This window comes from Sphingobacterium sp. UBA5639 (assembly GCF_002421245.1).
In the GTDB taxonomy this organism is placed as follows: Bacteria; Bacteroidota; Bacteroidia; order Sphingobacteriales; family Sphingobacteriaceae; genus Sphingobacterium; species Sphingobacterium multivorum.
Genome location: NZ_DIJR01000004.1, coordinates 1 through 26,262, shown reverse-complemented (window position 1 = coordinate 26,262; position 26,262 = coordinate 1). Strand labels below are relative to the sequence as shown.

The window sequence follows — 26,262 nt, the reverse complement described above, 5'->3', positions numbered from 1 at the left end:
ATTCTTATTTTTGCGACATCAAATCAAGATATGAGCGACGCTATTAAACACGAGTGCGGAATCGCACTAATTCGCCTGTTAAAACCCTTATCTTATTATCAGGAAAAATATGGTACGCCATTTTATGGCATCAACAAATTGTACCTATTAATGGAAAAACAGCATAACCGTGGACAAGACGGGGCTGGAATTGCAACCATTAAATTTGATGTTAAACCTGGAAATCGTTACATTTCGCGTTACAGAGCAATGGGCTCAACTGCTGTGGCAGACATATTCGAATATGTACAGAAAAAATTTGCTTCTGTTCAGAAAGCATTTCCGGAGGAGTCAAAAGATACGCAATGGTTAAAAGATAACGTAAGTTTTACGGGAGAAGTACTTTTAGGACATTTGCGCTATGGAACGCATGGAAAGAACAGCATCGAAAGCTGTCACCCATTTTTAAGACAAAACAATTGGATGTCTCGTAATTTGGTGGTAGCGGGTAACTTCAACATGACCAATGTGGACGAATTGTTGCAACAGTTATATGAGTTGGGACAACATCCAAAAGAAAAAGCGGACACCGTAACCGTTTTGGAAAAAATTGGCCATTTCTTGGATGATGAGAACCAAGATCTTTTCGATCAATTCAAAAAAGAAGGTCATTCTAATATTGAGATCAGCTCGCTGATTGCTAAAAATATTGATGTTACCAAAATATTGAAGCGTTCGGCCAAAACTTGGGATGGCGGTTACACCATCGCAGGTATCTTTGGTCATGGTGATGCTTTTGTTATGCGCGATCCAGCGGGTATCCGTCCGGCGTTTTATTATCAGGATGAGGAGATCCTGGTTGTAGCATCGGAAAGACCGGTCATCCAAACTGCATTCAATATTCCAATTGGTGCTGTGAAGGAAATTAAACCAGGCCATGCCCTGATCGCCAAAAAAGATGGTACAGTATCCCAAGAGATGTTTAGACAACCCGTAGAACAACGTTCTTGTTCTTTCGAGCGTATTTACTTCTCACGTGGATCAGATGCTGATATCTATCAAGAACGTAAAGAATTGGGTAGATTACTGGTACCTCAGGTATTGGAATCTGTTAAAAATAATATCAAAAATACCGTATTCTCGTTTATTCCAAATACAGCTGAAGTATCTTACTATGGCTTAATGGATGGTATCAATACCTATGTTCGGGATTTTCAAAAAGATACTTTATTGAATCGCTCAGAAAAAATTTCTGATGAAGAATTGGATGAGATCTTGAGTATTAAACCTCGTTTTGAAAAACTTAACGTGAAGGACGCTAAACTACGTACGTTCATTACGCAAGATGCGGACCGTACAGACATGGTACAGCACGTATACGATACAACTTACGGTATTGTAAAGGATCACGAAGATACGATCGTTGCCATTGATGACTCGATTGTTAGGGGAACAACATTGAAACAAAGTATTTTAACGATCCTGGATCGTTTGAATCCGAAAAAAATCGTGATTGTTTCATCTGCGCCTCAGATCCGTTACCCAGATTGTTATGGTATCGATATGTCACGTATGGGTGAGTTTGTCGCTTTCGAAGCCGCAATTAATCTCCTAAAACAACGTGGTATGGCACATATTATCGATGAAGTTTATCAAAAATGTGTGTTATCAATGACTCAGGATGTTCATGATATCGATAATTATGTCAAAGCGATCTACGCACCTTTTACTGATGAAGAGATCTCGGAAGAAATCGCCCGAATCGTAAGACCTCACCACCTGAAAGCAGAGCTTGAAGTAGTTTATCAGACTTTGGATAATTTACACAAAGCTTGTCCAGATCATAAGGGTGATTGGTATTTCTCCGGTGATTACCCAACACCTGGTGGAAACAAGGTTGTCAATAAAGCTTATATGAACTGGATTGAAGGAAAGAATGTAAGAGCATATTTCAGCAGCTAAGTTCAAAATTATAATAGGAAGGGATGCATTTATGCATCCCTTTTTTTTTATATTCGTACCAATTAATTTCAATATCCTAAATTAAAAAACCGATTAAAGCAAGGGAAATTACTGTCCGTAAATAAATCTATCATGAAGCATATTTTTAAGAGCCTCTATTTTCAAGTCATCGTGGGTATACTTATGGGGATCATCTGTGGTATCTATTACCCCGATTTTGCTGTTAAGCTAAAACCATTAGGAGATGCTTTTATTAAACTGATCAAGATGGTTATTGCGCCATTGATTTTTAGCTCCATTGTGATCGGGATAGCGGGCATGCAGGATACAAAAAAAGTGGGGAAAATCGGTTTAACCTCCATTATCTATTTCGAGATCATGACAACGATTGCCCTGATTATCGGTTTGGTCTTTGTTAATTGGATACAGCCGGGTACTGGCATGAACGCCGATCCAGCTAGTCTTGATGTATCTTCGGTATCTCATTATATTTCAGAATCCAAAGAGCCACATAGTTTTATGGATTTTATCATCGGGATCATTCCAGGTAATGTGATAGCTGCGGTAGCGTCGGACAACATGTTGCAGGTACTCGTTTTTGCAGTGCTATTTGGGATCGGTATGACAAAAATAGGGCAGAAAGCTTGTGAGCCTGTGCTCAATGTATTGCAATCTTTTCTGAAGGTTCTCTTCTCCATTATCAAAATGATCATGTACCTGGCTCCAATCGGGGCAATGGGAGCAATGGGTTTTACGATCGGTAAGTTTGGAATCCAGGCCTTATCTAAACTCGGTATGCTGATGTTGAGCTTCTACCTGACCTGTTTTATCTTCGTGATCATCGTGATTGGGGCCGTATTGTATTTTTATCTCAAGGTGAATGTTTTTAAGTTTTTAAAATATATCAAAGAAGAGATTTTAATCGTTTTGGGGACTTCCTCATCCGAGTCGGCGTTGCCGGGCATTATGCAGAAGATGGAAGATGCGGGTTGTGCCAAGCCTGTTGTGGGTTTAGTTATCCCCACGGGCTATTCTTTCAATCTGGATGGGACAAGTATCTATCTGACCATGGCAGCGGTCTTTATTTCGCAGGCGCTCAATATGCATCTCAGCCTGGAGCAGGAAATTACCTTATTGCTGGTGTTGTTATTGACCTCTAAAGGTGCTGTAGGTGTAACAGGAAGTGGTTTCGTTACCCTCGCTGCGACCTTGCCTGTTGTTGGCCATGTACCGGTGGAATCAGTCGCTTTGATCTTTGGTGTAGATCGTTTTATGAGTGAAGCAAGGGCGATAACCAATTTGATCGGAAATTCAGCGGCAACGCTGGTGATTTCAAAATATGAAGATAGTTTGGACGAGGAGCTCCTACATGAAAAGTTAGGTTCTAAACGATGATTTCTGCAATCAAAAGCTATGATAAAAGAAGCTTGGCTCCAACAAAGAATTGTTTGAAAAGTCAGCTCAAACCGTTTAAGAATAGCTGATAAGGTTCTGTGAGCGAAATAGAAGATTATATCTCCTATTACAATAATCAACGGATAAAACTAAATTTAAATGGAATGAGCCCGACAGAATATCGAGCTCATTATTACAAATCTAATTAACTAAATTTGTCCAATCTTTTGGGGGCAGTCCAAATTTTGAATAGCCCCTTTCTATTCAAAACCTTTCAGGTATCTGTTAATTCTCTTTTTTTGTATTTTCTATATCTTGAGCCAGATCGATGGCACCAGTTACTTTTTCTTCCAATAGCGCGAGTTTGATCACCTGCGACATTTCAGTCACATAGTGGAATTGCATGTCTTTGATATAATCTTCCTTGATTTCCAAGATGTCTTTTTCATTGGATTTACAAAGGATAATATCTTTGATGTTCGCACGTTTTGCGGCAAGGATTTTCTCCTTAATACCGCCAACAGGCAATACTTTTCCACGTAATGTAATTTCACCTGTCATGGCTAATTTTTCCTTCACTTTACGTTGGGTAAATAGCGATGTCAGTGCTGTGAGCATGGTTATACCAGCTGAAGGGCCATCTTTTGGAATGGCACCCGCAGGAACGTGGATATGGATATCCCAATGGTCGAAAACGCGGTAGTTAATGCCGAAATCCGAAGCATGGGCTTTCAGGTAGGCTAGTGCTATCGACGCAGATTCTTTCATGACATCACCCAAATTACCTGTCAGGCTCAAACGTCCTTTTCCTGGGCTCAGCGAAGATTCTATAAATAAGATATCGCCGCCGACAGAAGTCCAGGCTAAGCCCGTTACGACACCGGCAACATTGTTATTTTCGTAGATGTCCTTATCAAATATTGGAGCACCTAGGATATCAAGCAGATCCTGTTCGTTGATACTTGGACTGTAATCCTTTTCCATGACAATGCGTGTTGCAATACCACGTACCACAGAGCCGATCTTTTTTTCTAATCCACGCACACCAGATTCACGTGTGTAATCCTCGATAATCTGTTCGATGATCTTAGCCTTTAACGAGACATCTTTGGCCGCCATTCCATGCATTTCGCGTTGTTTTGGCAAAAGGTGTTTTTTCGCGATTTCGATTTTCTCCTCGATGGTATAACCATTCACTTCGATAATTTCCATCCGATCCAATAACGCAGGTTGAATAGCGCTCAAGGAATTGGCCGTCGCAATAAACATCACTTTGGAAAGGTCAAACTCCATTTCGACATAGTGATCATAGAAATGTGTGTTTTGTTCCGGATCTAATACCTCCAATAAGGCCGACGAAGGATCTCCTTTGAAATCCGCACTCATTTTATCGATTTCGTCCAAAATAAAAACCGGATTTGCTGCTCCTGCTTTTTTCAGGGACTGGATGATACGGCCCGGCATTGCGCCGATATAGGTTTTGCGGTGTCCTCTGATTTCTGCTTCATCGCGCACACCACCCAAGGCCATACGGGTATATTTACGCCCCAATGCTTTGGCAATAGATCTTCCCAAAGAAGTCTTACCGACTCCCGGAGGGCCTACTAAACAAAGAATAGGTGCTTTCATATCATTTTTTAATTTCAATACCGCAAGGTATTCAATGATACGTTTTTTTACTTTCTCAAGCCCATAATGATCTTTATCGAGCACTTTTTGTGCTTTGTTTAAATCAAAATTGTCTTTTGTTGTTTCATTCCAGGGTAGATCAAGTAGTAGCTCAAGGTAATTGAGCTGTACCGAATAATCAGCAGCCGCAGGATTGATACGCGATAGCTTTTCGAGTTCTTTTGTGAAATGTTTTTCGACATCAACATTCCATTTCTTTTTCTTACCCCGTTTTTTAAGCTCTTCCAGCTCAAGATCGGGGGTGTTTCCACCCAGCTCTTCCTGGATTGTTTTGAGCTGTTGGTTCAAGAAATAATCACGTTGTTGCTTGTCAAGGTCGACACGTACTTTATTCTGGATCTGGTGCTTTAGTTCCAGCATCTGGATTTCTGTTGTCAGGAGCTCCAATAAAAGTTTGGCACGATTCTCTACTTTAGGTATTTGAAGTAGTTCCTGTTTTCTGACCATTTCGACATTGATATTCGACGAAATAAAGTTGATCAGAAACGAAGGGCTTTCAATATTTTTAATCGCGATACCAGCTTCACTAGGTAAGTTTGGCGAAAGTTGGATGATCTGCAGCGCCATTTCTTTTAAGGTAGAAATTGTCGCTTTAAAGTGCTTGGTCATCTTCGGCTTCGCTTCATTGAATTTCTCCACACGTGCCTTTAAATAAGGCTCAGTATCGACAATTTCCAACAAGTTGAACCGTTGTTTTCCCTGGATGATGACGGTGGTATTACCATCAGGCATTTGGAGGACTTTAATGATATGAGCTACGGTGCCCACTTTATTTAGTTCTTCAAACCCTGGGTCCTCTACAGTCATGTCCTTTTGAGAAACAACACCGATGGTTTTGCTGCCTTTATAGGCTTCTTTGACCAGTTTGATGGATTTATCTCGACCTACGGTAATCGGAATGACAACACCGGGAAATAATACGGTATTACGCAAAGGCAAAATAGACAATGCTTCTGGAATTTCAGCATTCGCCATATTATCTTCATCCTCTTGTGTAAGTAAGGGGAAGAATTCGGTATCCTCTGCAACGATTGGAATTGCTTGACTGAAATCAAAAGTTTCGAATTTGCTCATAGTATTTATTTTGTGTATTTGGCAGTCGCTGACATGTTGACGGCTGACTTTCAAATTTTAAGCTTCTATTATTGTTTCCCCTATATTGCAAGGGAAGTGCCAATTGCTAAAAGTGAGCAAAATTACAAATCTATTTTCTAGAATAGGAAAAAAAGGCAGGTTAAATAAAATTTATCTGCCATTTGTTGGAGAAATAGGCATAATAATTGTAATATTGGAATGTGAAAGGGCGCCGATGGCCGTTTTTAAGTTTAAAGAAATCAATCGGATGCTTTTTTACAGATGTAGAAACGATCACAAGTGATCATTAAAGAGTGAATATAAAAACGTAACTATTTAGATATGAATTTAAAATCATTTAAATTGGGTTTGTTTACTGGGGTTTTTGCCTTAGTTGCTTTTAGCGCGAATGCACAACAACCAAAACAGGCTGAGCATAGCAACGCTAATGTGAGAATGGGGCAGAAAGCTCTTTTGGATGGTGATTTCAAGAATGCAGAGTCATACTTGACTAAAGCCCTCCCTCAAGAAGGGAAAGATCCGGACGTATTATATATGTTGGGATATTCTCAATTTCAAAATGGTGACTATAAAAAATCAGCTGAAACTTTTGGAAAAGTAGTTGCATTGAACGGTAAAAATGCAAATGCTTTATACTTCAAAGCGAAAGCAACAAACAATCTTGCTACTCAAGCCACAAATAAGACATCTGTTGCTAACAAAGAGCAGTTGTTGAAAGTTGCTATTGAGGATTATTCAAAAGCGATTGCTATTACGCCGACTGATTCGAAATTCTATCAAAATAGAGCGATCGCGAATCGCGATTTAGGTATCTTGATCGGAACGGAGGGTACGCCTAACTACAATAAGGCAATGGCAACTGACGCTTATAACAATGCAATCAAGGATTACGAAAAAGTGTTGAGCTTTGATGCATCGAAAAAAGATATCCAAACAGAAATCAAAAAAGCGAAAGTATATAGAGATAACTTGAAATAGTATCGCTATAAAAGCATAGAAAAAGGGAATGCCAATGGTGTTCCCTTTTTTGTGCTTGTTGATTTTGTACCTATTGATTTGTGCCGGTTGAAATGTACTTATTGGAATGTAACAGTTGGTCACAAATGAGATCCAGTTTCATTTCGAGGAGTGAATTTTCGACAGTTTTTACTTTGATAAATTTCAAACGAAATAAGCACCGAAACTGTTCTTTTCCTAAATCAAAATGAATATTATGGAAACGAATCGATTGTCAAAGGAAATGCAGCAAATTTTAATCAGTCAGATGACAAAAGAAGCTGAGGCTGCACAGATTTATTTGGCGTTGGGGGTATGGGCAGATGATCAGGGTTATGGCGGAATCGCCAATTTTCTGTATAGACATGCCCAGGAAGAGCGAAATCACATGACTAAAATTATGGGTTATATTCTGGAAAGAGGTGGCCGCCCCAGAATACAGGCTATTGCAGCTCCGCCAGCTGACCCGCAATCGCTGACCGAATGCTTTAATCGCGTTTTTAAACATGAAGTAGATAATACCGAAGCGATCTATAACATTGTCAATTTAGCGATGGCCGAGAAGGACTGGGCAACGTGGAACTTTGCACAGTGGTTTGTCAAGGAACAGATTGAAGAAGAGAAATTGGCGCTGGAATTGATGGATAAACTGAAGATTGCCGGTGGTGACCGAGCTTCAGATGAATCCTTGTTTGCGTTGGATTCCTCCCTTGAAGCCATGCCCGACGAAGTAGCCTTGGCAAGGGAAGCGACAGCAGATGACCCCAAATAATTATAAAATAAAAAAGCGGGATCTTCAAGATCCCGCTTTTTTATTTTGCCGTGTACTAATCTTAATTGATCTCACGATCATTTATTACCAGGCTTAATTTACTTTATGCTCAATGGCAGATATACACCGAAGGTGATGTTTCTACCCATATTGTAGACACCAAAGCTCGTGTCTTCCTGTGAAAGACGTCCTGGGCGCAATCTGCTCAACGCATCGTAATAACGTTTGTTGGTCAAGTTTGAAGCTGCTGCAAATACTTTCAGTTGCTGCGATCCGAGATGTAATGTCGTACCGATTCCTGCGTTCAATAAAGTATAAGAGTTTGCTGGCGTTTCGAAGGTTTCATCAATGCGGTTCTGTTTGAAGTAATTGTCCAGCCCTACAGAAACGTAGAAAGCATTCAAGCCGCTAATCTTGGGCTCAAGACGCAATGTATTGTGTACAACACCAGCTGGAATCATTGCCAAGGGTCTGTTAAAGGTATTGTTCTGTGCATGGGTATAACTAAACGTATTGTCCAGGTGTATCCAGTTTAACAAATGAAAATTCAGGCTTCCTTCAACACCGTAAAGATTGGCGTTTACCTGGCCATAGCGATATACGTCGTAGGTATGCGAATCACCATCTTCACCCACCACAGTTTTGGTATCGCCTTTTGTTGTTGAGGCATAGATAAAGTTGTGGATATAATTTTCATAGATTCCGATACTTCCTGTGACGATGCTATGTCCAAACTCCAGCGTTGCATCCGCTTGGTAGCTTCGTTCAGGTTTCAGGTTTTCATTTCCCACTTCATAGCGGTAAGTCCCTTCGTGCACCCCGTTTGAGCCGAGTTCAGCGGGATTAGGGGCTCTAAATGCCGAACCCGCATTTGCTTTGAAATTGAGGTCTTCGCTGAAAATATGGGTATATCCAAGTGCTCCGCTAACATTGCTGAAACTATTTTTAAAGCCAGCGAACTGCTCTTCGTCTTCAATAAAGAGCTGCTTGCCTTTGTTGTTGACGTAGTCATAGCGTAATCCAACGTTAAAGGTGTTTTCGCCCCAGGTTTTCTTTGCATAGCCAAAAGCGCCCAATTCCAACTGATCATAGGCCGGAATTAAGAATTCAACACCTTTATTTAAACTGTGTTCCTGGCTAGCACTAATACCAAAGACATGTTGCCAACCATTTTTTTCACTCAACGAATATTTTGCGTCAAGTGAATATGTATTCAAATCAAAGAATAAAGAAGGTGTTGCTTCTTCGAGCTCCCGACGTTGATTTTTTTGATAGCCCAGATCAAGTTTTAAACTACCCGAACCGATGACAAAGTTATTGTTGAGGGCCAGTTTGTAATGGCGGATATCCTGTTTAGGGAAATCTAAGGTCCGGCTTTTTGAGTTTATGTAAAGCGGGTCACCAGGTTCGGCGTCGTAAAAGCCGATATTATTTTTCAGGTATGAAAAATTCAGATGAGAGTAGCCCCATTGTTTGTTTAGCCCGAGCATACCACTGAAATTACTGGTATTAAAACCACTATTGCCATATCGGCCTGCGGGTGTATTATACGAATAGGCATTTTGATAAGAACTACGCCCACGCCATACGAAGCCATTTTCATTACCGGTAAGCATAACCGAACTATTGGTTAGTCCGTTGTTGGTGGAGTAGCTGCTCAATACTTCACCTTTAATTTGCCCAGCTGTAGGAACATTTGGTTCAAGCACATTGATTACACCGCCAATAGCATCAGATCCGTACATCAAGGAAGCGGCACCGCGTAGGACCTCCACACGATCCGGTTGATTTTGGTCGATTTCAATACCATGTTCGTCTCCCCATTGCTGTCCCATCTGTTTGACACCATCACTTACCGTGACGACACGATTATAGCCAAGACCCCGTATAACAGGTTTTGAAATGCCTTGTCCCGTTGTGATCTGGCTTAGTCCGGGAACTTGTCGGGCAAGCGCATCAATCAGATTCGTCGCATTTCCCTGTAATTCATCTTTGGAGATTACAGCAACCGAAGTACTGTTGCGCCGGCTCTGTGAAGTAACCAATGTACCTGTAACGACGACTTCATTGGTTTCAATAATACTTTCGGTTAGGGCGAAATCAAGGGAAAGATTTTCTGAAGTTAAATCGACGGTCTTGACAACGGACTGATAGCCCAAGAAACGGACCTCAACTAGGTAGCGTCCACTTGAAGGAAGTGATTTAAAGCTATAACGACCTTGTTGGTCTGATGCAGTGCTCGAACGAAGCTGTTGCAGAGATATTGTAGCACCGGCAATGGGAAGATTTGTTTTTGCATCCGTTACTTTACCGCTGATTGTTGCGGCAAGGGCCGGAAATATGGAGAAATAGGAGACAAGCATAAAAATGCAGCCTATAATTTTAAGTTTCATCTGTACGAATAATTTTTACGTATATATAACATCAAGGATAATAGAAACCCAATAACTCATCGTATGAATTCTTGAGATTGTCTAGTTCTAAAAACTTTTATGAAGTCGTTTGTCGCAATAATGAGAAGAATATAGGAGTGACATTATCGGACTTATGTAAAAATTAAGCGATGGGGGGACCACGATTGCCAGAAAGCAGTGATCGAATAATTTGATCTCCGGTGATAAACAGGCCAAATTCAACCTGCTGTGTCGGAAGTATTAATTCGTGCAGCGTAAAATGGAAAAGAATTTGTGGATGTGAATTTTGGTCACAGATGGAACACTTCGGATGGTCTCCATGGTGTTTTTTTGCAGGACTGTCTACGATACTGAGTGCAGTTTGCGGATGCGCATGGGTATACACAATGAACTGACCAATTAAGAAGGTCATTAAGAGCATGAATGCTGCGAATTTGTTCAATGAGATATCTTTCACGCTGAAATCACTACGTTTAAACCCATTTATCCGTTGAGTTATTTTGTTAATCAGATCAAAGGTAAGGAAAATATAATACAAAGCAATTGTGTTGCATTTATTATTTTGAACCGATTATCGAAAGGATGTGATAGGGGATACCCATCGGAACAAAAAAAAGTGTCTATCCAAAGATTAGATAGACACTTTGCATATGATCGATAAGGTTGTTTATTTTTTGGAAGGAATAAACTTGCCTTCAATTTCATATTGATTGGCATCCAAGCCTTGGACATCTTGAAATTTGACAATGCGATAAAGCGAGTCCGTATAATAGTCTAATTTTTCTTGACTATCGTATAAGGTATTTGTTATCTTTTTATCGATATGGATGTGTTTTACCTTTTCGTTGTTATCAAACTCGATGCGTAACTTTTGTATTTGTAGTTCTTTCTTTTTAGCTGTAAATTCTGTTACACAGTCTACAGCTTTAACTTCATACAGTGATGGATCGAAGTTTTTGCTGATGTCGGCAGCTTGAAAGGCGGAAAGTTCATTTTTCCAGTTGCTAATTTTCAGTTCCTTTTGTTCTTTTTCTCCATCTTTGTTGACAGATTTTAGAACCGAGGGGTTGAGTTGCTGCAGGCGATTGACCTCGGCAGTAAAGAATGAATCAACAGAAAATATGTCTGAAGATTTTTGAGGACCTTTTGTCGCGGATGGAGATCCACAGCTCCAAAAAAGCAGCGCACTGCCCATAACAAGGGAAAGTGCTCTGCCACTATTTATAAGTAAATTATTATTCTGATACCAATACATTTCCTGTCATTTCAACGGGGATATTGACGCCTAAAAGCTGTAAGACGGTTGGGGCAATATCACCTAATTTACCATCTGCTATTTTCTTATACTGATCGTCAATTAAGATACACGGAACCAAATTGGTTGTGTGTGCCGTATTTGGTGATCCATCTTCATTGACCATAAACTCGGAGTTACCATGATCGGCCAAAATAATAAAGGAGTAACCATTTTTAAGGCCTGTTTCAACAACCGTTTTTGTACATTGATCAACAGTTTCTACCGCTTTTATGACAGCGTCAAAAACACCTGTGTGACCTACCATGTCTGGGTTTGCAAAATTCAGACAGATAAAATCTGGTTGAAGGGTCTCCATATCGTTGACGATAGCTTCTGTAATTCCTTTGGCAGACATCTCCGGTTGAAGATCGTAAGTCGCTACTTTGGGAGATGGAACCAACAAGCGGTTTTCACCTTCAAACTGTTGTTCACGACCTCCTGAAAAGAAAAATGTCACGTGCGGATATTTCTCTGTTTCGGCAATACGTGTTTGTGTTTTATGGTTTGCCTCCAACACTTCACCCAAAGTATTGGACAAGTTGTCTTTTTGGAAAACAACTCTGACATTTTGAAATGTTTCATCGTAAGAAGTCATTGTCACATAATATAGATCTAATGGTTGTAGATCATATTCTGGAAATGCCTTTTGAGTTAAAGCGATCGTAATCTCGCGGCCACGATCTGTTCTGAAGTTATAACAGAAGACCACATCACCTTCTTGGATTGTTGCTACCGGAGTACCGTTGGCGTCAACCAATGCGATTGGTTTCACAAACTCATCGGTTACACCTTCGTCGTATGATTTTTGGATCGATGCAACAAGGTCATTGGATTTTTCACCTTCCGCTTTTACTAAAAGATCGTATGCTAATTTCACACGTTCCCATCTGTTGTCGCGGTCCATGGCATAATATCGGCCTATTGCAGAGGCAAAAGTGCCCGTTGTCGTTTTTAAATAGTCTTGTAGATCCCTGACATAGCCAATACCAGAGTTTGGATCTGTATCACGGCCATCTAAAAATGCATGTACAAATACCTGGTCACTTGTCAAGCCAGCATGTTTTGCAGCATCACATAAGCCTTTTAAGTGCTTTGTATGTGCGTGTACACCACCATCGGAAAGTAATCCGATTAAATGTACCTTTTTGTTATTTTCCAATGCATATTTAAATGCGTCTTGAATAATAGGATCCGTATTGAATACGCCATCGTTGACAGCTTTGTGAATACGACCCAATTCTTGATAGACGATTCTTCCGGCGCCAAGATTCATGTGACCAACCTCCGAGTTACCCATCTGTCCTGCAGGCAGTCCAACAGCTTCACCAGAAGCCTCTAAGCTCGAGTTTGGATAAGCTTCTAATAAATGATCTAAAAATGGGGTGTTTGCAGCTTCAACTGCATTTGATTTATCATGTTTTCCATATCCTAGTCCGTCTAGGATCATGAGTGCAACTTTTTTCTTATTCATCGTATAACAAAGATAATCTTAATTTTAGAATCTATCAACGCATCTTAAAAAGTTCCCTTGTTAATCCCTAATAATTTTATAGGTTTGTGGCATAGTTTATGTTCGGTTAAAAAACGGAGCTACCTAATGATTGATATGGATGATAGAAGCTGTTCTATAATATGTTGAGCTATATGAAATTTTTAAGCTATTGCGTATTTATACTTATTAATAGTCTTTTTGTACACACTGCGGCCTTCGGGCATTATTTAAGAGAAGTAAATACAGTGGTAAAGGTAGCTTTGCCAGGTGATGATGATTCTTTAGGAAGTATTTCAGAGGAACTGAAATCGTATTTGAAAGAAGGTAATGCAAAAAATATGGCCAAGTATTTCGGCTCAAACTTAACCTTATCTATTTTGGGGGAGAATGGCGTATACACAAAGTATCAGTCAGAAATCATGTTGGCGGCATTTTTTAATCAGCATAAACCCAAGACTGTTAAATTGACGCAAGCCAGCAATGCGAACAATGGCTATCAATATTTTACATTTACATTAGCTACAGAACAAACAAACTATCGTGTCTTTATTAAGATCGGCGTAGGAAATAATAACCATTCGATTGAAGAGCTAAGAATCGGCAAAAATTAAAGCTAGCGATGCTTTTTTTATAAATCTATTTTTCGATTAAAAAATTATTCCACATCTTAGCCCAATAAATAGTATTTATGGAGAAGGAAATCAAGGACTATCTGGCCCATTTTGTAAAACAGGCTGTCGCGGAGGATTTGGGCGATGGAGATCATACCTCACTTTCTACGATTGAAACTGGCGCACAAGGTGAAGCCAAATTGATTGTTAAGGATAACGGTATTTTAGCAGGGGTCGAAGTGGCGCAGGCGATTATTGCCTATATTGACGATACGTTGACCTGCGAGGTGTTTATCCACGATGGAAGTCAGGTTAAAGTAGGTGATATTGTTTTTTATGTGAGGGGAAATATCCAAAGTATTTTGCTGGCAGAGCGTTTGGTGCTGAATGTCATGCAGCGTATGAGTGGCATTGCGACAACTACCCGAAAATACGTAGACCTTCTCAAAGGTACAGGTACGAAAGTTTTGGATACCCGGAAAACCACACCCTTATTGCGTGTATTGGAGAAAGAAGCCGTCCGCATAGGAGGTGGGACCAATCATCGTTTTGGTCTTTTTGATATGATTTTAATTAAGGACAATCATGTGGACTATAGTGGCGGTATTGTACCGGCTCTAAAGCGCGCAAATGATTACAGAAAGAACCTAAATAAACCAATAGAAATAGAAATTGAAGTCCGAAATTTTGCGGAGCTTGATGAAGTTCTTAACTTTGGCGAAGTGGACCGAATCATGTTAGATAATTTTTCGCCGCAGGATGTAGCCAAAGCTGTTCAGCTAATTGACCATCGATTCAAGACAGAGGCCTCTGGGGGAATAACTTTCGACACGATCCGATCGTATGCGGAGGCTGGGGTAGATTATATTTCAGTAGGTGCTTTGACACACAGTGTAAGGAGCCTGGATCTTAGTCTGAAGGCCAAATTAATATAAGAACTGATTTAATTAATGATATCGATTTATTTAGTAACTGCAGTATTACTAGCTTATTTGTTTGGTTCCATACCTACAGCAGTTTGGTTGGGACAGGCATTTTATGGGGTAGATGTTCGTGAGTACGGTAGCGGTAATGCTGGGGCGACTAACACCTTTCGCGTCTTGGGCCCTAAAGCGGGATCGATCGTGATGTTTGTAGATATATTTAAAGGCTGGACAGCAACAAACCTGGCTTATTTAATAGAACTGGGGCAAAATACCAGCGATGTCCAATTTGTCAACTTTCAGTTGGCACTTGGCGTTATTGCGGTATTAGGACATTTGTTTCCTGTATTTGCAGGGTTTAGAGGTGGAAAAGGGGTGGCAACCCTGTGTGGTATGATCCTCGCTATACATACACCTGCCGCTTTGGTCTGTGTTTCAGTGTTTATCATCATCCTGCTGACAACTCATTATGTTTCGCTCGGTTCCATTTCTGCAGGTTTTGCATTTCCTTTTAGTTTGGCCTTTATTTTTAAAACAACGATACCTTCTGTGCTGCTTTACGGAATAGCCATCTGTATTCTGTTGTTAATTACCCACCAAAAGAATATAGAGCGTTTGTTAAAGGGGCATGAATCCAAGATTTACCTCTTTAAGAAAAAGCCGAAGGAAAAAGAATAGGCACAATAATTGCATTCGCTACGATGGATTAATAAATTATTGTAAAATATCCATGTTGGATGCGCTGAAAAGCGATTATCTTTCGCTTCGAAACTCCATATGGCCCTTGAAATAAAATTTAAACTATGAACGGAATGTTTAAGTATTCAGCTATGGTATTAGCATGTGTAACACTGGCATCGGGGTTGTCGGGTTGTGCAACTTCTGCTGTTACCGGGAAAAAATATTTGAAATTGGTCAGTGCTGATCAAGTGAACCAACAAGCTGCATTGGCTTATAAAGATTTTTTATCGAAAAATAGCGCGAAAGTAGTAACCGGAACTGCAGATGCGGCGATGGTAAAACGTGTTGGTAACAAGCTTGCAACGGCGGTAAATCAGTATTTGCAGAGTACAGGTCGCGCAAATCAATTTAACTTCAATTGGGAGTTTAATCTGGTGAAGAGTGATGACGTGAATGCATGGTGTATGCCTGGGGGTAAAGTTGCGGTATATACCGGAATATTACCAGTAACACGTACAGAAGCGGGATTGGCAACAGTAATGGGACACGAGATAGCACACGCTATTGAAGAACACTCTGTGGCTCAGGCTTCGAATCAGATCGCTTTACAGCTGGGTGGACAAATTTTAGGTTCAGCTGCAGGCGTATCTGGAAACAGTACGCTTGGTGTTTTTAACAATCTTTATGGATTAGGAGGCAACTTGGCGCAACTGAAATTTTCGAGAAGCGACGAATCGGATGCGGATGCAGCGGGTTTGATTATTATGGCTTTGGCGGGTTACAATCCCAATGAAGCTGTAGATTTCTGGAAGCGTATGGCATCGGGTAGTCAAAAAGGGCAGCCTGAGTTTTTGAGTACCCACCCGAGTGATGAGCGACGGATTGCGGATATTCAGAAATTGATTCCAAACGCAATGAAATATTATAAAAAATAAACGATTGATAGGATACGAAAAGAGGAATTTGCGTGAGCAGATCCCTCTTTTTTTTGCATTATATTTTGATCAAGTTACACCCCGGCTAGCGCATCGCTAACGCCGAGCACTACACCAATAACCAATCCCATAAAATTAAAGGCTATGGTAATGATGACCATGATGCCAATAAATTTGTAATGTTTTTTTAACGCATCCAAGCAGAGCTCCAGCTGAATGGTGTCGCGGTTTTCAATAGCTTTCTTTGCTTTGGATCCGAAATTATAAAGGAAATAGATGGGAAGGCAGAAAAAAGCAAGAAATAAAAGATAAAGTACACCGAATGTGGATAAGGCCCCTGCTGTGACATATTCGTCGGCCCCGAGTGATAATGCACTGGCTCCGAAGATTAGGCTGACCATGGTTATGGCAGAAATGCCGATGAAAATAAAACAGACAATGGCCAAAAAATTGGCCCATTTGGCCGCTGAAGCCAAGAAGGAGAGTCCTGCCGGAGACAATTTAATGTCTGCAGGTTCTTGAAAAGAAGAATTTTGAATACCGTCTTCCATGAAGCATAAATTATTAGGTGTGCGAATTTCTGAAAAGTTCTTGGCTTTTGAAACATTTTTTATATAAACCATCAGGCCTATAGAATCGTTTAGATTTTTTTGGTCAGAATAAGTTACAGTGGCTCAAATTCGACAAGAAACTGAGTTGTTTAATAAAAGTCTCGATTGACAGGAAATTAGTTAAAAATTTTCAAAAAGTTAAATTCCGATTGGAAGAATGTTGTTACAAAAAAAAAATCCAGAATTGATGTGGAAAACTATTTTTGATCCGATAATTAGAATGTAAATGCTGGTTTAAAACATCTTACAACGTTTTTTGTCGTGATAAATTATAGGTTGATGTCTGATTTTTGGTGTGAATTTCATGAAATGGGTGTGGTTTAGTGTGTTAAGTTTATATTAAGTCCTTTGTAATTTGAAATCTCTTAGTAATTTTGCTTAACATTTTTTAACAAATCACATTATATGAAAAGATCTTTACTCTTTTTCGCTCTTGTTATGGCTAGTTATGGTGCTGTACAAGCTCAGGTTACGACAAGTAGCGTTACAGGTATTGTAAAAGAGTCAAACGGACAGTTCACATCGGGAGCAACAATTAAAGCTACGCATGTCCCATCAGGAACAGTTTATTCAAGCTCGGCTAATGCTGCAGGCAGGTTTAACCTTGCCAATATGCGTGTTGGTGGACCTTACAGAATTGAAGTAACCTATGTAGGACAACAACCTATCGTGTATGAAGATGTTTATTTGCAATTAGGTGAACCATTCGTAGTAAATCCTGTTTTCGGCGATTCAGCGACTAATCTTGAAGAAGTAGTTGTTACAAGAGCTGGAGTTTTAAAAGGAGAGCGAAATGGAGCATCTACCATTGTTGGGCGTCGTCAGATCGAAAATTTGCCTACAATTACTAGAAGTGTAAATGATTTAACCCGTTTAACTCCCCAATCTAACGGTACTGCTATTGGTGGGGGAAATTACCGTGCCAATAATTTCACTGTTGACGGAGCGAATTTCAATAACCAATTTGGTATTGGCCAAAATATTCCAGCAAATGGATCTCCAATTTCTATTGACGCGATAGAGCAGATCTCAGTGAATGTAACTCCTTTTGATGTTCGCCAATCAGGTTTTACAGGAGCGTCTATTAATGCTGTAACACGTTCTGGTCGTAACGATTTCTTTGGCTCAGCTTTTTATAGTGGTCGTTCTGATAAACAACAAGGAACTCGTGTAAATGATGTGGTGTTTACACCTAATGATCTAAGTGTAAAACAGTATGGTGTAAGTTTAGGTGGTCCAATTATTAAAAACAAGTTATTCTTCTTTGTGAATGTTGAACAATTGAAGCAAACTGAACCAGGGCCGACCAAAGTTGCTTCTGTAAAAGAATCTGACTATGGAACTACAAGTTATTTTGCAAGACCTACAGTTGCTTTTATGGATGAAGTGAGCAATTATTTGAAAAATACTTACGGTTATGATCCTGGTGCTTACCAAGGATATTCTTCGAAAAGTAATAATGATAAGATTTTTGCTCGTATCGACTGGAACATTGCTGATAATCACAAAATCAATTTTAGATACAACCAAGTTAAAGGGAAATCTCCTTCTAATTTGAGTTCTTCATTTAGTGGTTCTAATATTGATACAAAAGTGTATCCAATGAGTAGAACTGGAAATAATGCTTTAAGTTTTCAAAACTCGAATTATTTTCAAGAAACAAACTTATATTCCGCGACAGCCGAATATAATGGAAAGATTGGTAATTTGAATCATTCTGCCCGTCTATCTTATGTAAATCAAGATGAGCCGCGAAGTGTCTCTGGAGATATATTTCCTTTAGTTGACATACGTGATGGTATTGCTGGTACAGGTGGTAACGTACTTACCTCTTTTGGAACAGATCCGTTTACGTACGGAAACCTTCGCTCGGTCAAAACTTGGACTGCAAATTATGACGCTAACTATACCTTGAACGATCATTATTTTACTGGAGGTCTTCAGTTTGAGACATCTCGGACAGTAAATGGGTTTCAACGTTTCGGAGCAGGGTATTATATGTATAATTCTTGGCAAGACTTTATTGGGGGTAAACCTGCTGTAAATTATGCGTTGACTTATCCATTAACTGCAGATGGTTCGCAAGCTATGCCAAGCTTCAAGTTTAACCAGTGGTCACTTTATCTACAAGATCAGTTTACAGTAAATGAAAAACTGAAATTAACGGGGGGAGTGCGTTTAGAACTTCCAACGTATCCAGATGTTTCAGAAATGAAAACTCACCCACTGTTGCAGAGCTTAGAATTTGCTAACGGACTTCATCTAAATACAGGTGCGATGCCTAAAACAAGAGTAATGGTATCTCCGCGTTTTGGATTTAATTATGATGTTAATGGTGATCGTTCATTTATTGTTCGTGGAGGTACAGGAGTATTTACTGGTCGAATTCCTTTTGTTTGGATCGTTGCTCAATCAGGAGATTCCGGTATGCTTCAATATACAAAGACTTATGCTGCAGGTGATGCTAATATGCCTGTATTTAGCCCAGATATTAAAGCGAATTACCCAGCTAAACCTGATGCTGCTGGTACTTCATTGCCTGGTAACATGTCAGCGATGGATGTTAACCTTAAATTTCCTTCAACCTGGAAATCAAGTGTCGCAGTTGATTACAAACTACCTTGGGGAATGGTCGGTACAGTAGAAGCTATCTATAATAAAGATATCAATGCTGTAGTTGCAAAAAATGTAAACTTGGTTGATCCGACGGCAATGAATATCGCTGGATATGGAGATACTAGATTTATTTTCCCGAATGCAAACGCAGATAAATACCTATATACAATTGACTCAAAAGGACAACCTGTTAAAGGATCTTCAGGACAGTTTATTCCAACGTACATGACCAATGCGAAAGGTGGACATTATTATTCGGTAACTGCTCAATTGCAAAAAGGCTTCGATAAAGGATTTTCCGGAATGGTTGCATACACTTATAGTGGAGCTAAAAATTACGGTGATGGAGCTGGAGATCAAATTCAAAACCTATGGTCTATTCCTCTTCAAGCAAACGGTAACTCCAATAATCCCGAACTGGGATATACTACCAATATTGTTCCTCATCGTTTAATGGGATCTGTGACTTACACCAACAATTGGATTGGTAAATTGAACACTTCGATGACATTATTCTATAGTGGAAGCTCAATGGGTAGATTCTCTTACTATTATGGTTCTGATTTTAATCGTGATGGTCAAAATAATGACTTAATCTACATCCCGAAAGATGCTTCAGAATTGAAATTTATTGATATAGCGGCTGGTAACAGTAACTATGGTAAGAAAGCATACACTGCGCAGGAGCAATCCGACATATTTTGGAGCTTAGTGGATGGCGATAAGTACCTTAGCGAGCACAAAGGAAAGTATGTTGAACGTAATGGCGCTGTTGCACCATGGAGACACCAGTTTGACTTCCATTTGTCACAAGAAGTATTTAGAGGAATCGGTGGCGGAAATAATTCATTAGAATTCTTCTGGGATGTGATGAATATTGGTAACCTATTTAATTCTTCTTGGGGTACTTATAAAATTAATAACAATATTTTATTGACTCCAAAAAATATTGATAAAGTAGCAGCAAATGGCACTACAGTTCCAACATTTAACTTGGGCTATGCAAATGGCGATGTAATAAAAGAGTTGAATCGACCGAACGAATCGATCTCTTCAACTTATTATATGCAGTTTGGTGTTAAATTTAAATTTAACTAGGAATAATATATAGTAAATTAATCTACGACACCCCAAAAGCTTGATGATAGCTTTTGGGGTGTTTTTTTTTCGATTGCAAAAAGTGCTCGAATTAGGGGGGGATTGCAAATTAAAACTTAAACAAATATTATCAGTCCATTAGAACTAAAAAGTTCTTTGACAATGTTTAGAAATTGCTTATACTATAATTTACAACTTAGGTTTTGATTTATATTATCAAGAGCAACTTTAACAAAGTTTTGTTTTGTCGCAAACAAAGTTCTTTTACGATCACTCTAATTTTCGATCTTTCCGATTATTTGATCAAATGTGTTATAGCAAGGTTCAGTTCGCGGATACTTTTAAAGGTCTCATTTCGGAGTGGCGCATATATCCGTTGATAGGTTATTTTAACAGCACCTTCCACTGATGCCTTATCCCTGGGTTTTGCAGGACGTGTGGCCAGGAGCGCTATGTTATTATGATTGGCCCATTGCTCCAGCATATCGGCGAACTTTGGCTCGTAACGATTACTGCGCACGACCCATTGTTTCATGTTGTCCGACTTTACCGATAAGGGTACGCCTTAGAATTGTACGCTTTCCCGTAATATTAAAAGGCAAATTATCTTTACCTTTATACAAAAAATAATTAGGATTATGTCAGACAAACTTACCTTAAGAGACTTTTTTTTAAAACATGAGCTGACATCAGGACAAAGTTCTCTTATTGACGAATTAGAAAAGTTCCTTTCCGACCAGACACCTTGCTTTTTGTTGAAAGGTTACGCAGGAACAGGAAAAACGTTTTTAATGAAAGGACTTACAGACTTTCTTTTTCAAAGCAAAAGAAACTTTGTTATTGCTGCACCGACAGGGCGAGCTGCAAAAGTGATTTCGCAAAAGACAAAACACAAGGCTTGCACTATTCATAAGACAATTTATTCAAGCAAAGAACTCAAAGAGTTTAAAATCAAAGACGAAGACGGAACAGAAACTTTCAAATTTTACTTTGAAGTCAAAATAAATGACGAGCCAAACAACACCGTTTACATTATTGACGAATCATCAATGATTTCAAATGTTTATTCGGAAGGCGAATTTTTTAGATTTGGTTCGGGCTTTTTGCTTAAAGACCTTATCAAGCATATTAACCTTGACAACAACGACCACAACAAAAAAATAATTTTCATTGGCGATAACGCACAGTTGCCACCTGTAAATATGAATTTTTCGCCAGCACTTGACGGAAAATACCTGCAAGAAAATTGCGGACTTGTTTCAAACGAATTTGAATTGACCGAAGTTGTAAGACAAAAAGCAGACAGCGGAATACTTTACAACGCAACAAAAATTCGTCAATCTTTAAAAGAAAACATTTTCAATAAACTTGACATTGAAACAGATTTTAAAGACATCAACAAAACAAAATATGAAGAGTTGTTGCCGAAATATTTGCAAGCCTGCAACAACACAATAGACGAAGAAACGATAATTGTTGCTTATTCAAATTCAGCCGTAAAAGGTTACAACGACTTTGTGAGAAATCATTTTTTTCCAAATCAAAAAACAATTACAGTTGGCGACAAAGTAATCTTATTGAGCAATAACTACAATTATTCGCAAATGGAATTGCTAAATGGCGACATTGGTTTTGTTGTAGAAGTTTCACCAACAACCGAAAGCAGAACAATTCCACTAAAACGAAAAAACAGCAAAAATGTAGTTGAAGAAATAAATGTTCCGCTAACTTTCCGGAATGTTACAATTACTTTCACAGACGAAAATTTTAAGAAACACGATATAGAATGTAAAATAATTGAGAACTTACTATACTCACATCACAGAGATTTGAGTTCAGACGAATTGAAAGCTCTTTACATTGATTTCAAAATCCGAAACAAAAATTTGAAAGGCGGAACACAACCATTTAAAGACGCTTTGCGAAGCGACAAGTATTTTAATGCGTTACGCATAAAATTTGGCTACGCAATTACTTGTCATAAAGCACAAGGCGGAGAATGGGAAAATACATTTTTGAATTGCAAAACTTCAATGGGTTATTTCAATTCAAGTTATTTCCGTTGGCTTTATACAGGAATTACTAGGGCAAAAGAAAACTTGTTTACGCTTGACGAACCGCATTTTAGCATTGCAAGCAATATTCAACCGCCAAAAATTGAAAACATAAAACCAAGAGAAGATATTCTTACTTTAAACACAGAAATTGCGGAAATAGAATTGCCGTTTGATTTTTCAAATCAAACGGCTTTTGTGAAGCATATTTATCTTACAATTAGTGAATGTTTGAAAGATGAAAATGTAAACATCAGTGACATTCGCCACACAAGTTATTTGGAACATTATACTGTTTCGCAAGGAAATGAAGTTGCAGTTTTCAAAATCAACTACAACAGCCATAATAAAATTACAACCATACAAAAGCCAGGAAACTCAAATGAATTTACTGAAAGCATTTATACGAAACTTGCCAAACTTCAAAATAAGACACTCATAATTGCAGAATCCGAAACAGACGAAACGGAATTTGAATTTGAACAAGCGTTTCAAAAAGAGTTTTACGAAAACTTAAAGGCAAAATTAAAACCGTTCAATTTTCAAATTGCGAAAATTGAACACAAACAATATCACGATATTTATGAAATAAAGAAAAACGGTTTTACAGCGACATACAAATTTTGGTATGACGGAAAATTTAAGTTCAAAAAAACAGAACTCATTCCAACCAGAACAACAGGTTTAGCAGAAGAAATTAACGAACTCTTATTAGAAAAAGTATTTTGATATGGACTCTAAAGCCGTTTTTGGATTACGAAATGAAGCTAAAGATTTATCAGGCGTTGAAAAACTGAATAAATTAAACAAGGCATTAGGAATTGCAAGAAACTTGTATTCTGTAGAACCCGATGATGAATGGGGGAAAAAAGCATTTGCTTGGGTTCTTATTGACTTATGTAAATGTTACATAGCAGATAAAAACTTAAACCAAGCAGGAATTTATTTCAGAGAACTTAACGCAATAGATTTTCAAGGTTACGAAGATGAAATAATTGAAAATCAAAAAAACTTTCTTCGTCCAAAAATTGACACAAATTATTCTGAAATTCAAAAAGCAGAAGAACTAAGCAAAAACGGAAATAATAAAGAAGCATTAGCGATTTTTAAAAATCTGATTTCTCAAAACAGACTTACAGAACTACATCACGAAAATTACGGTTGGGTACTTTACCGATACATAAAAGCAGAAGAAAGCAATCTTTCATCGGTTGAAGCAAGAATGTTTTTTAGAGATTATATGAACTTAAAGAATGAAAGACCGTCAATGCTTCATTCTATGATTTTAAATTTTGCTTTAAATTATTCAAAAACACACAGCGACTTTAAGTTCTACAACTTTTTCCTTTTGTGGAATCCTGACAATCTTCGCTACGAAGATTTGCACGATGGATATAAGGACGGAAAAGATATTCCTTCGCTTATTTCACGCATTTGCAGCGAGTTTGTAAATTCAAACACCGAAATAAACATTGAAGAATTTTTAAGCAAAATTGACCTTAGCAAAGAAACCGTCTTAGACTTTTTCAGGGAAACCATTTTTTGGAATATTTTCAATGCTCACAAGGAAAATAAATTTTCCGAATTGTGGAATTTGTTTGAGCAATACAATAACAATTACTCCAAACACGGACAATCAAAATGGCATTCCGAAATTTTAAGTCTTGCTGAAAGATTTATGAAAGAAAATGATGAATGGCGTTTTCTAAATTTTTTCAAGAATTGGAATCCCGAAAATTTAAGAACTGACGATTGGAAAGAAATAAAAAAAGACGAACACACATACAAGCCATTAGCAGCAAAAGCAATTAAAAAGGCTTTTGAAGTTCTGAAAACTCAAACATCTGAACAGAATTTATCTTGGCTTATTCAGCCTTATGAAAAAGCAATCAAATTGTTCCCTGACGATGAATGGTTGTTACGAGAAAAAGCCTTGCTTCATTTCAAAAACAACGAATTAGAATTAGCAATCAAAATATACAAACAACTTGTTTTGGAACTTGCAGACAAACATTACGTTTGGCAAGAATTTTCAGATTGTATTGTTTCCGAGAATTCCTTAAAAATCGGAATGTTGTCGAAAGCATTGAGTTTAGAAAAAAACGAAGATTTTTTAGGCGACATTCATTTGGATTTAGCAAAGGTTCTAATTGACGAAAACCTATTAGAAAACGCACTTGTAGAACTTGAAGTATACAAGAAACATCGGGAAATAAAAGGTTGGAAATTGTCATCGGTTTTTGACGAATTACACAAAAAGGCAAGTTCGGTTAAACAAAGTTTAAAAGACAATCGGGAACTATACAAAAAATACATTCCTTTTGCTGAAAGCTTTGCGTATGCTGATTTTGATTGGACAGAAGTTGTTCTCGCAGACAAATGGAGGGACGAAAAAGGAAAAGAGCGTTTGACTTTTACTGAAGGAAAAACAATAGAGTTTGCAATTGTTAAAAATCGTTTTGAAGTATTCAAACAATCCGAATTAGGGCAAATTTTCAAATTCAAACTTTACAAGCAGGAAATTAAAAAACAAGTTGAAGCAAAGTTCGCTTGGTTTGGCAAAACTGTTATTACAGAATACAAGTATATTCCACTCATTGCGGACAAGACGGAAAAAAAACATTGGGAAATACTGAATGACATTTTTGCGGTTGTTGATTACATCAACAAAGAGAAAAACATCATTCACGCAATAACAACGGAAAACAAAGAAGTCTTTTTCCCACAAATCAAAAACGAATTGCAAATTGGAGATTTTGTAACAGCAAAGAGTTACATCAAAAAAGTAAAAGACGAAAACAGAACAGAACTGCGACAAATTCAGAAAATTGACAAAGGTTCTGTCATTTCAAAATTCCAAACTCAAATTGCAATCGTTGACGGAGTGAACGAGCAAAAGCAATTATTCCATTTTGTCATTTCGTCCAAGTTGCAAGGAATTGTCAGGTTCACAGAAACAAATCTAAGACCAAGCGAAGGCGATTTTATTAAACTTTCATTTGCTACAAAAACGGACAAGGACAAAAAAATAAGAGTGAAAATATTATCTATTGAACTAACAGAAGAAGCAAATCCAAACTTACGAAAAGACATTGTGGGCTTTTTGGAGGTAAAATACAAAGACTATAATTATGAAGAGGAAGCTCCTGACTTTGCTTTTATAGGAGATTATTATGTGCCAAAATACCTTTTGGAAAAACACAACATTACTGGCGATTGCAAAGTGAATGCAAGAGCAATTTATGCAGGCGACAAATGGAAAGTAACAGAAGTTCAAAAAACATAACACTTAAGAATATATAACTTGCATATATGGATGACAATCAAAATTTTAATTACCACATTATTCCAATAAAAACCAAAACACCATGGCTAATGGATCACCGTGTTTTTTATTTTCAATTAGGAAAAAGACCGAAATACGAAGGATTTGTTAAAAAGAACTACGAAGTGATAAACAGAATTGCGAATCAGAACGGACTATCGTTCATCTTCCATAGGCATTTTACAGAAAACAATATAGATCATTCTCAAATTGATCACGAATTTTTCAAGGAAATATCCAACATAGATGAAAAGAAGTTTTATGATGAGTTAGAATTGCATAGACCGGAGCATGCTGGTTCTTCCCCACTTTTGGTG

The 26,262-nt window shown here is 38.3% G+C and carries 20 protein-coding genes; 13 read left to right on the top strand and 7 right to left on the bottom strand.

What is annotated here, in order from left to right; all coding sequences use genetic code 11:
- The first annotated feature begins 30 nt into the window (after positions 1 to 30).
- From B4Z90_RS03680 to B4Z90_RS25115, 3 genes are all read left to right on the top strand, one after another.
- A complete protein-coding gene (locus B4Z90_RS03680; protein WP_159333238.1) occupies positions 31 to 1,941 on the top strand; it encodes a class II glutamine amidotransferase in 1,911 nt (636 codons plus the stop codon).
- A gap of 132 nt (positions 1,942 to 2,073) precedes the next feature.
- Complete coding sequence (dctA, locus tag B4Z90_RS03675) at positions 2,074 to 3,336, top strand: C4-dicarboxylate transporter DctA (protein WP_286801436.1); 1,263 nt, start codon at positions 2,074 to 2,076, stop codon at positions 3,334 to 3,336.
- 98 nt (positions 3,337 to 3,434) lie between these two features.
- Positions 3,435 to 3,545, top strand: a complete 111-nt coding sequence (locus tag B4Z90_RS25115; RefSeq protein WP_083295844.1) for an IS3 family transposase — start codon at positions 3,435 to 3,437, stop codon at positions 3,543 to 3,545.
- A 76-nt stretch (positions 3,546 to 3,621) separates the two neighbouring features.
- Here B4Z90_RS25115 and lon read toward each other — a convergent pair whose 3' ends face one another.
- The gene (gene lon, locus B4Z90_RS03670; RefSeq protein ID WP_070563678.1) at positions 3,622 to 6,099 is read right to left on the bottom strand and encodes an endopeptidase La; all 2,478 of its coding nucleotides are present in this window, start codon (positions 6,097 to 6,099) and stop codon (positions 3,622 to 3,624) included.
- A gap of 342 nt (positions 6,100 to 6,441) precedes the next feature.
- Here lon and B4Z90_RS03665 point away from each other — a divergent pair, with 342 nt between their 5' ends.
- Positions 6,442 to 7,098, top strand: a complete 657-nt coding sequence (locus B4Z90_RS03665; protein WP_070563675.1) for a tetratricopeptide repeat protein — start codon at positions 6,442 to 6,444, stop codon at positions 7,096 to 7,098.
- Positions 7,099 to 7,333: 235 nt separating this feature from the next.
- A complete protein-coding gene (locus B4Z90_RS03660; RefSeq protein WP_070563792.1) occupies positions 7,334 to 7,888 on the top strand; it encodes a ferritin in 555 nt (184 codons plus the stop codon).
- Between the two features lie 98 nt (positions 7,889 to 7,986).
- Here the strand turns inward: B4Z90_RS03660 and B4Z90_RS03655 are convergent, their stop codons facing one another.
- From B4Z90_RS03655 to gpmI, 4 genes are all read right to left on the bottom strand, one after another.
- Positions 7,987 to 10,281, bottom strand: coding sequence for a TonB-dependent receptor (locus tag B4Z90_RS03655; protein ID WP_159333237.1), 2,295 nt, complete (start codon positions 10,279 to 10,281; stop codon positions 7,987 to 7,989).
- A gap of 163 nt (positions 10,282 to 10,444) precedes the next feature.
- Positions 10,445 to 10,759, bottom strand: a complete 315-nt coding sequence (locus B4Z90_RS03650; RefSeq protein WP_159333236.1) for a hypothetical protein — start codon at positions 10,757 to 10,759, stop codon at positions 10,445 to 10,447.
- Positions 10,760 to 10,969: 210 nt separating this feature from the next.
- Entirely contained in the window at positions 10,970 to 11,557 is a 588-nt protein-coding gene (locus B4Z90_RS03645; RefSeq protein WP_115047437.1) for a hypothetical protein, read from the bottom strand.
- Complete coding sequence (gene gpmI / locus B4Z90_RS03640) at positions 11,538 to 13,070, bottom strand: 2,3-bisphosphoglycerate-independent phosphoglycerate mutase (RefSeq protein WP_159333235.1); 1,533 nt, start codon at positions 13,068 to 13,070, stop codon at positions 11,538 to 11,540. Before gpmI ends, B4Z90_RS03645 begins: the two co-directional genes overlap by 20 nt.
- A 173-nt stretch (positions 13,071 to 13,243) precedes the next feature.
- Here gpmI and B4Z90_RS03635 point away from each other — a divergent pair, with 173 nt between their 5' ends.
- The 4 genes from B4Z90_RS03635 (at position 13,244) to B4Z90_RS03620 (ending at position 16,241) form a co-directional block, all read left to right on the top strand.
- Positions 13,244 to 13,702, top strand: coding sequence for a DUF4783 domain-containing protein (locus B4Z90_RS03635; protein WP_159333234.1), 459 nt, complete (start codon positions 13,244 to 13,246; stop codon positions 13,700 to 13,702).
- A gap of 77 nt (positions 13,703 to 13,779) precedes the next feature.
- A complete protein-coding gene (gene nadC, locus B4Z90_RS03630) occupies positions 13,780 to 14,637 on the top strand; it encodes a carboxylating nicotinate-nucleotide diphosphorylase (RefSeq protein ID WP_159333233.1) in 858 nt (285 codons plus the stop codon).
- Between the two features lie 15 nt (positions 14,638 to 14,652).
- Positions 14,653 to 15,303 carry a glycerol-3-phosphate 1-O-acyltransferase PlsY gene (gene plsY / locus B4Z90_RS03625; protein WP_075993893.1) on the top strand — a complete coding sequence of 217 codons (651 nt, stop codon included), beginning with the start codon at positions 14,653 to 14,655 and terminating at the stop codon, positions 15,301 to 15,303.
- Positions 15,304 to 15,428: 125 nt separating this feature from the next.
- Complete coding sequence (locus tag B4Z90_RS03620) at positions 15,429 to 16,241, top strand: M48 family metallopeptidase (protein WP_112375777.1); 813 nt, start codon at positions 15,429 to 15,431, stop codon at positions 16,239 to 16,241.
- A gap of 74 nt (positions 16,242 to 16,315) precedes the next feature.
- Here the strand turns inward: B4Z90_RS03620 and B4Z90_RS03615 are convergent, their stop codons facing one another.
- The gene (locus tag B4Z90_RS03615; protein WP_070563649.1) at positions 16,316 to 16,792 is read right to left on the bottom strand and encodes a hypothetical protein; all 477 of its coding nucleotides are present in this window, start codon (positions 16,790 to 16,792) and stop codon (positions 16,316 to 16,318) included.
- A gap of 465 nt (positions 16,793 to 17,257) precedes the next feature.
- Here B4Z90_RS03615 and B4Z90_RS03610 point away from each other — a divergent pair, with 465 nt between their 5' ends.
- Positions 17,258 to 20,566 carry a TonB-dependent receptor gene (locus B4Z90_RS03610; RefSeq protein WP_159333232.1) on the top strand — a complete coding sequence of 1,103 codons (3,309 nt, stop codon included), beginning with the start codon at positions 17,258 to 17,260 and terminating at the stop codon, positions 20,564 to 20,566.
- A 295-nt stretch (positions 20,567 to 20,861) separates the two neighbouring features.
- On the opposite strand, the gene B4Z90_RS03605 is transcribed toward B4Z90_RS03610, so the two are convergent.
- The gene (locus tag B4Z90_RS03605; RefSeq protein WP_159333231.1) at positions 20,862 to 21,101 is read right to left on the bottom strand and encodes a hypothetical protein; all 240 of its coding nucleotides are present in this window, start codon (positions 21,099 to 21,101) and stop codon (positions 20,862 to 20,864) included.
- A gap of 103 nt (positions 21,102 to 21,204) precedes the next feature.
- Between B4Z90_RS03605 and B4Z90_RS03600 the strand changes: the two genes are divergently transcribed.
- From B4Z90_RS03600 to B4Z90_RS03590, 3 genes are all read left to right on the top strand, one after another.
- The gene (locus tag B4Z90_RS03600; RefSeq protein WP_159333230.1) at positions 21,205 to 23,349 is read left to right on the top strand and encodes an ATP-dependent DNA helicase; all 2,145 of its coding nucleotides are present in this window, start codon (positions 21,205 to 21,207) and stop codon (positions 23,347 to 23,349) included.
- A gap of 1 nt (position 23,350) precedes the next feature.
- Complete coding sequence (locus B4Z90_RS03595; RefSeq protein ID WP_159333229.1) at positions 23,351 to 25,906, top strand: tetratricopeptide repeat protein; 2,556 nt, start codon at positions 23,351 to 23,353, stop codon at positions 25,904 to 25,906.
- Positions 25,907 to 25,932: 26 nt separating this feature from the next.
- On the top strand, positions 25,933 to 26,262 hold a 330-nt coding region (locus tag B4Z90_RS03590; protein WP_286801435.1), incomplete at its 3' end, for a hypothetical protein.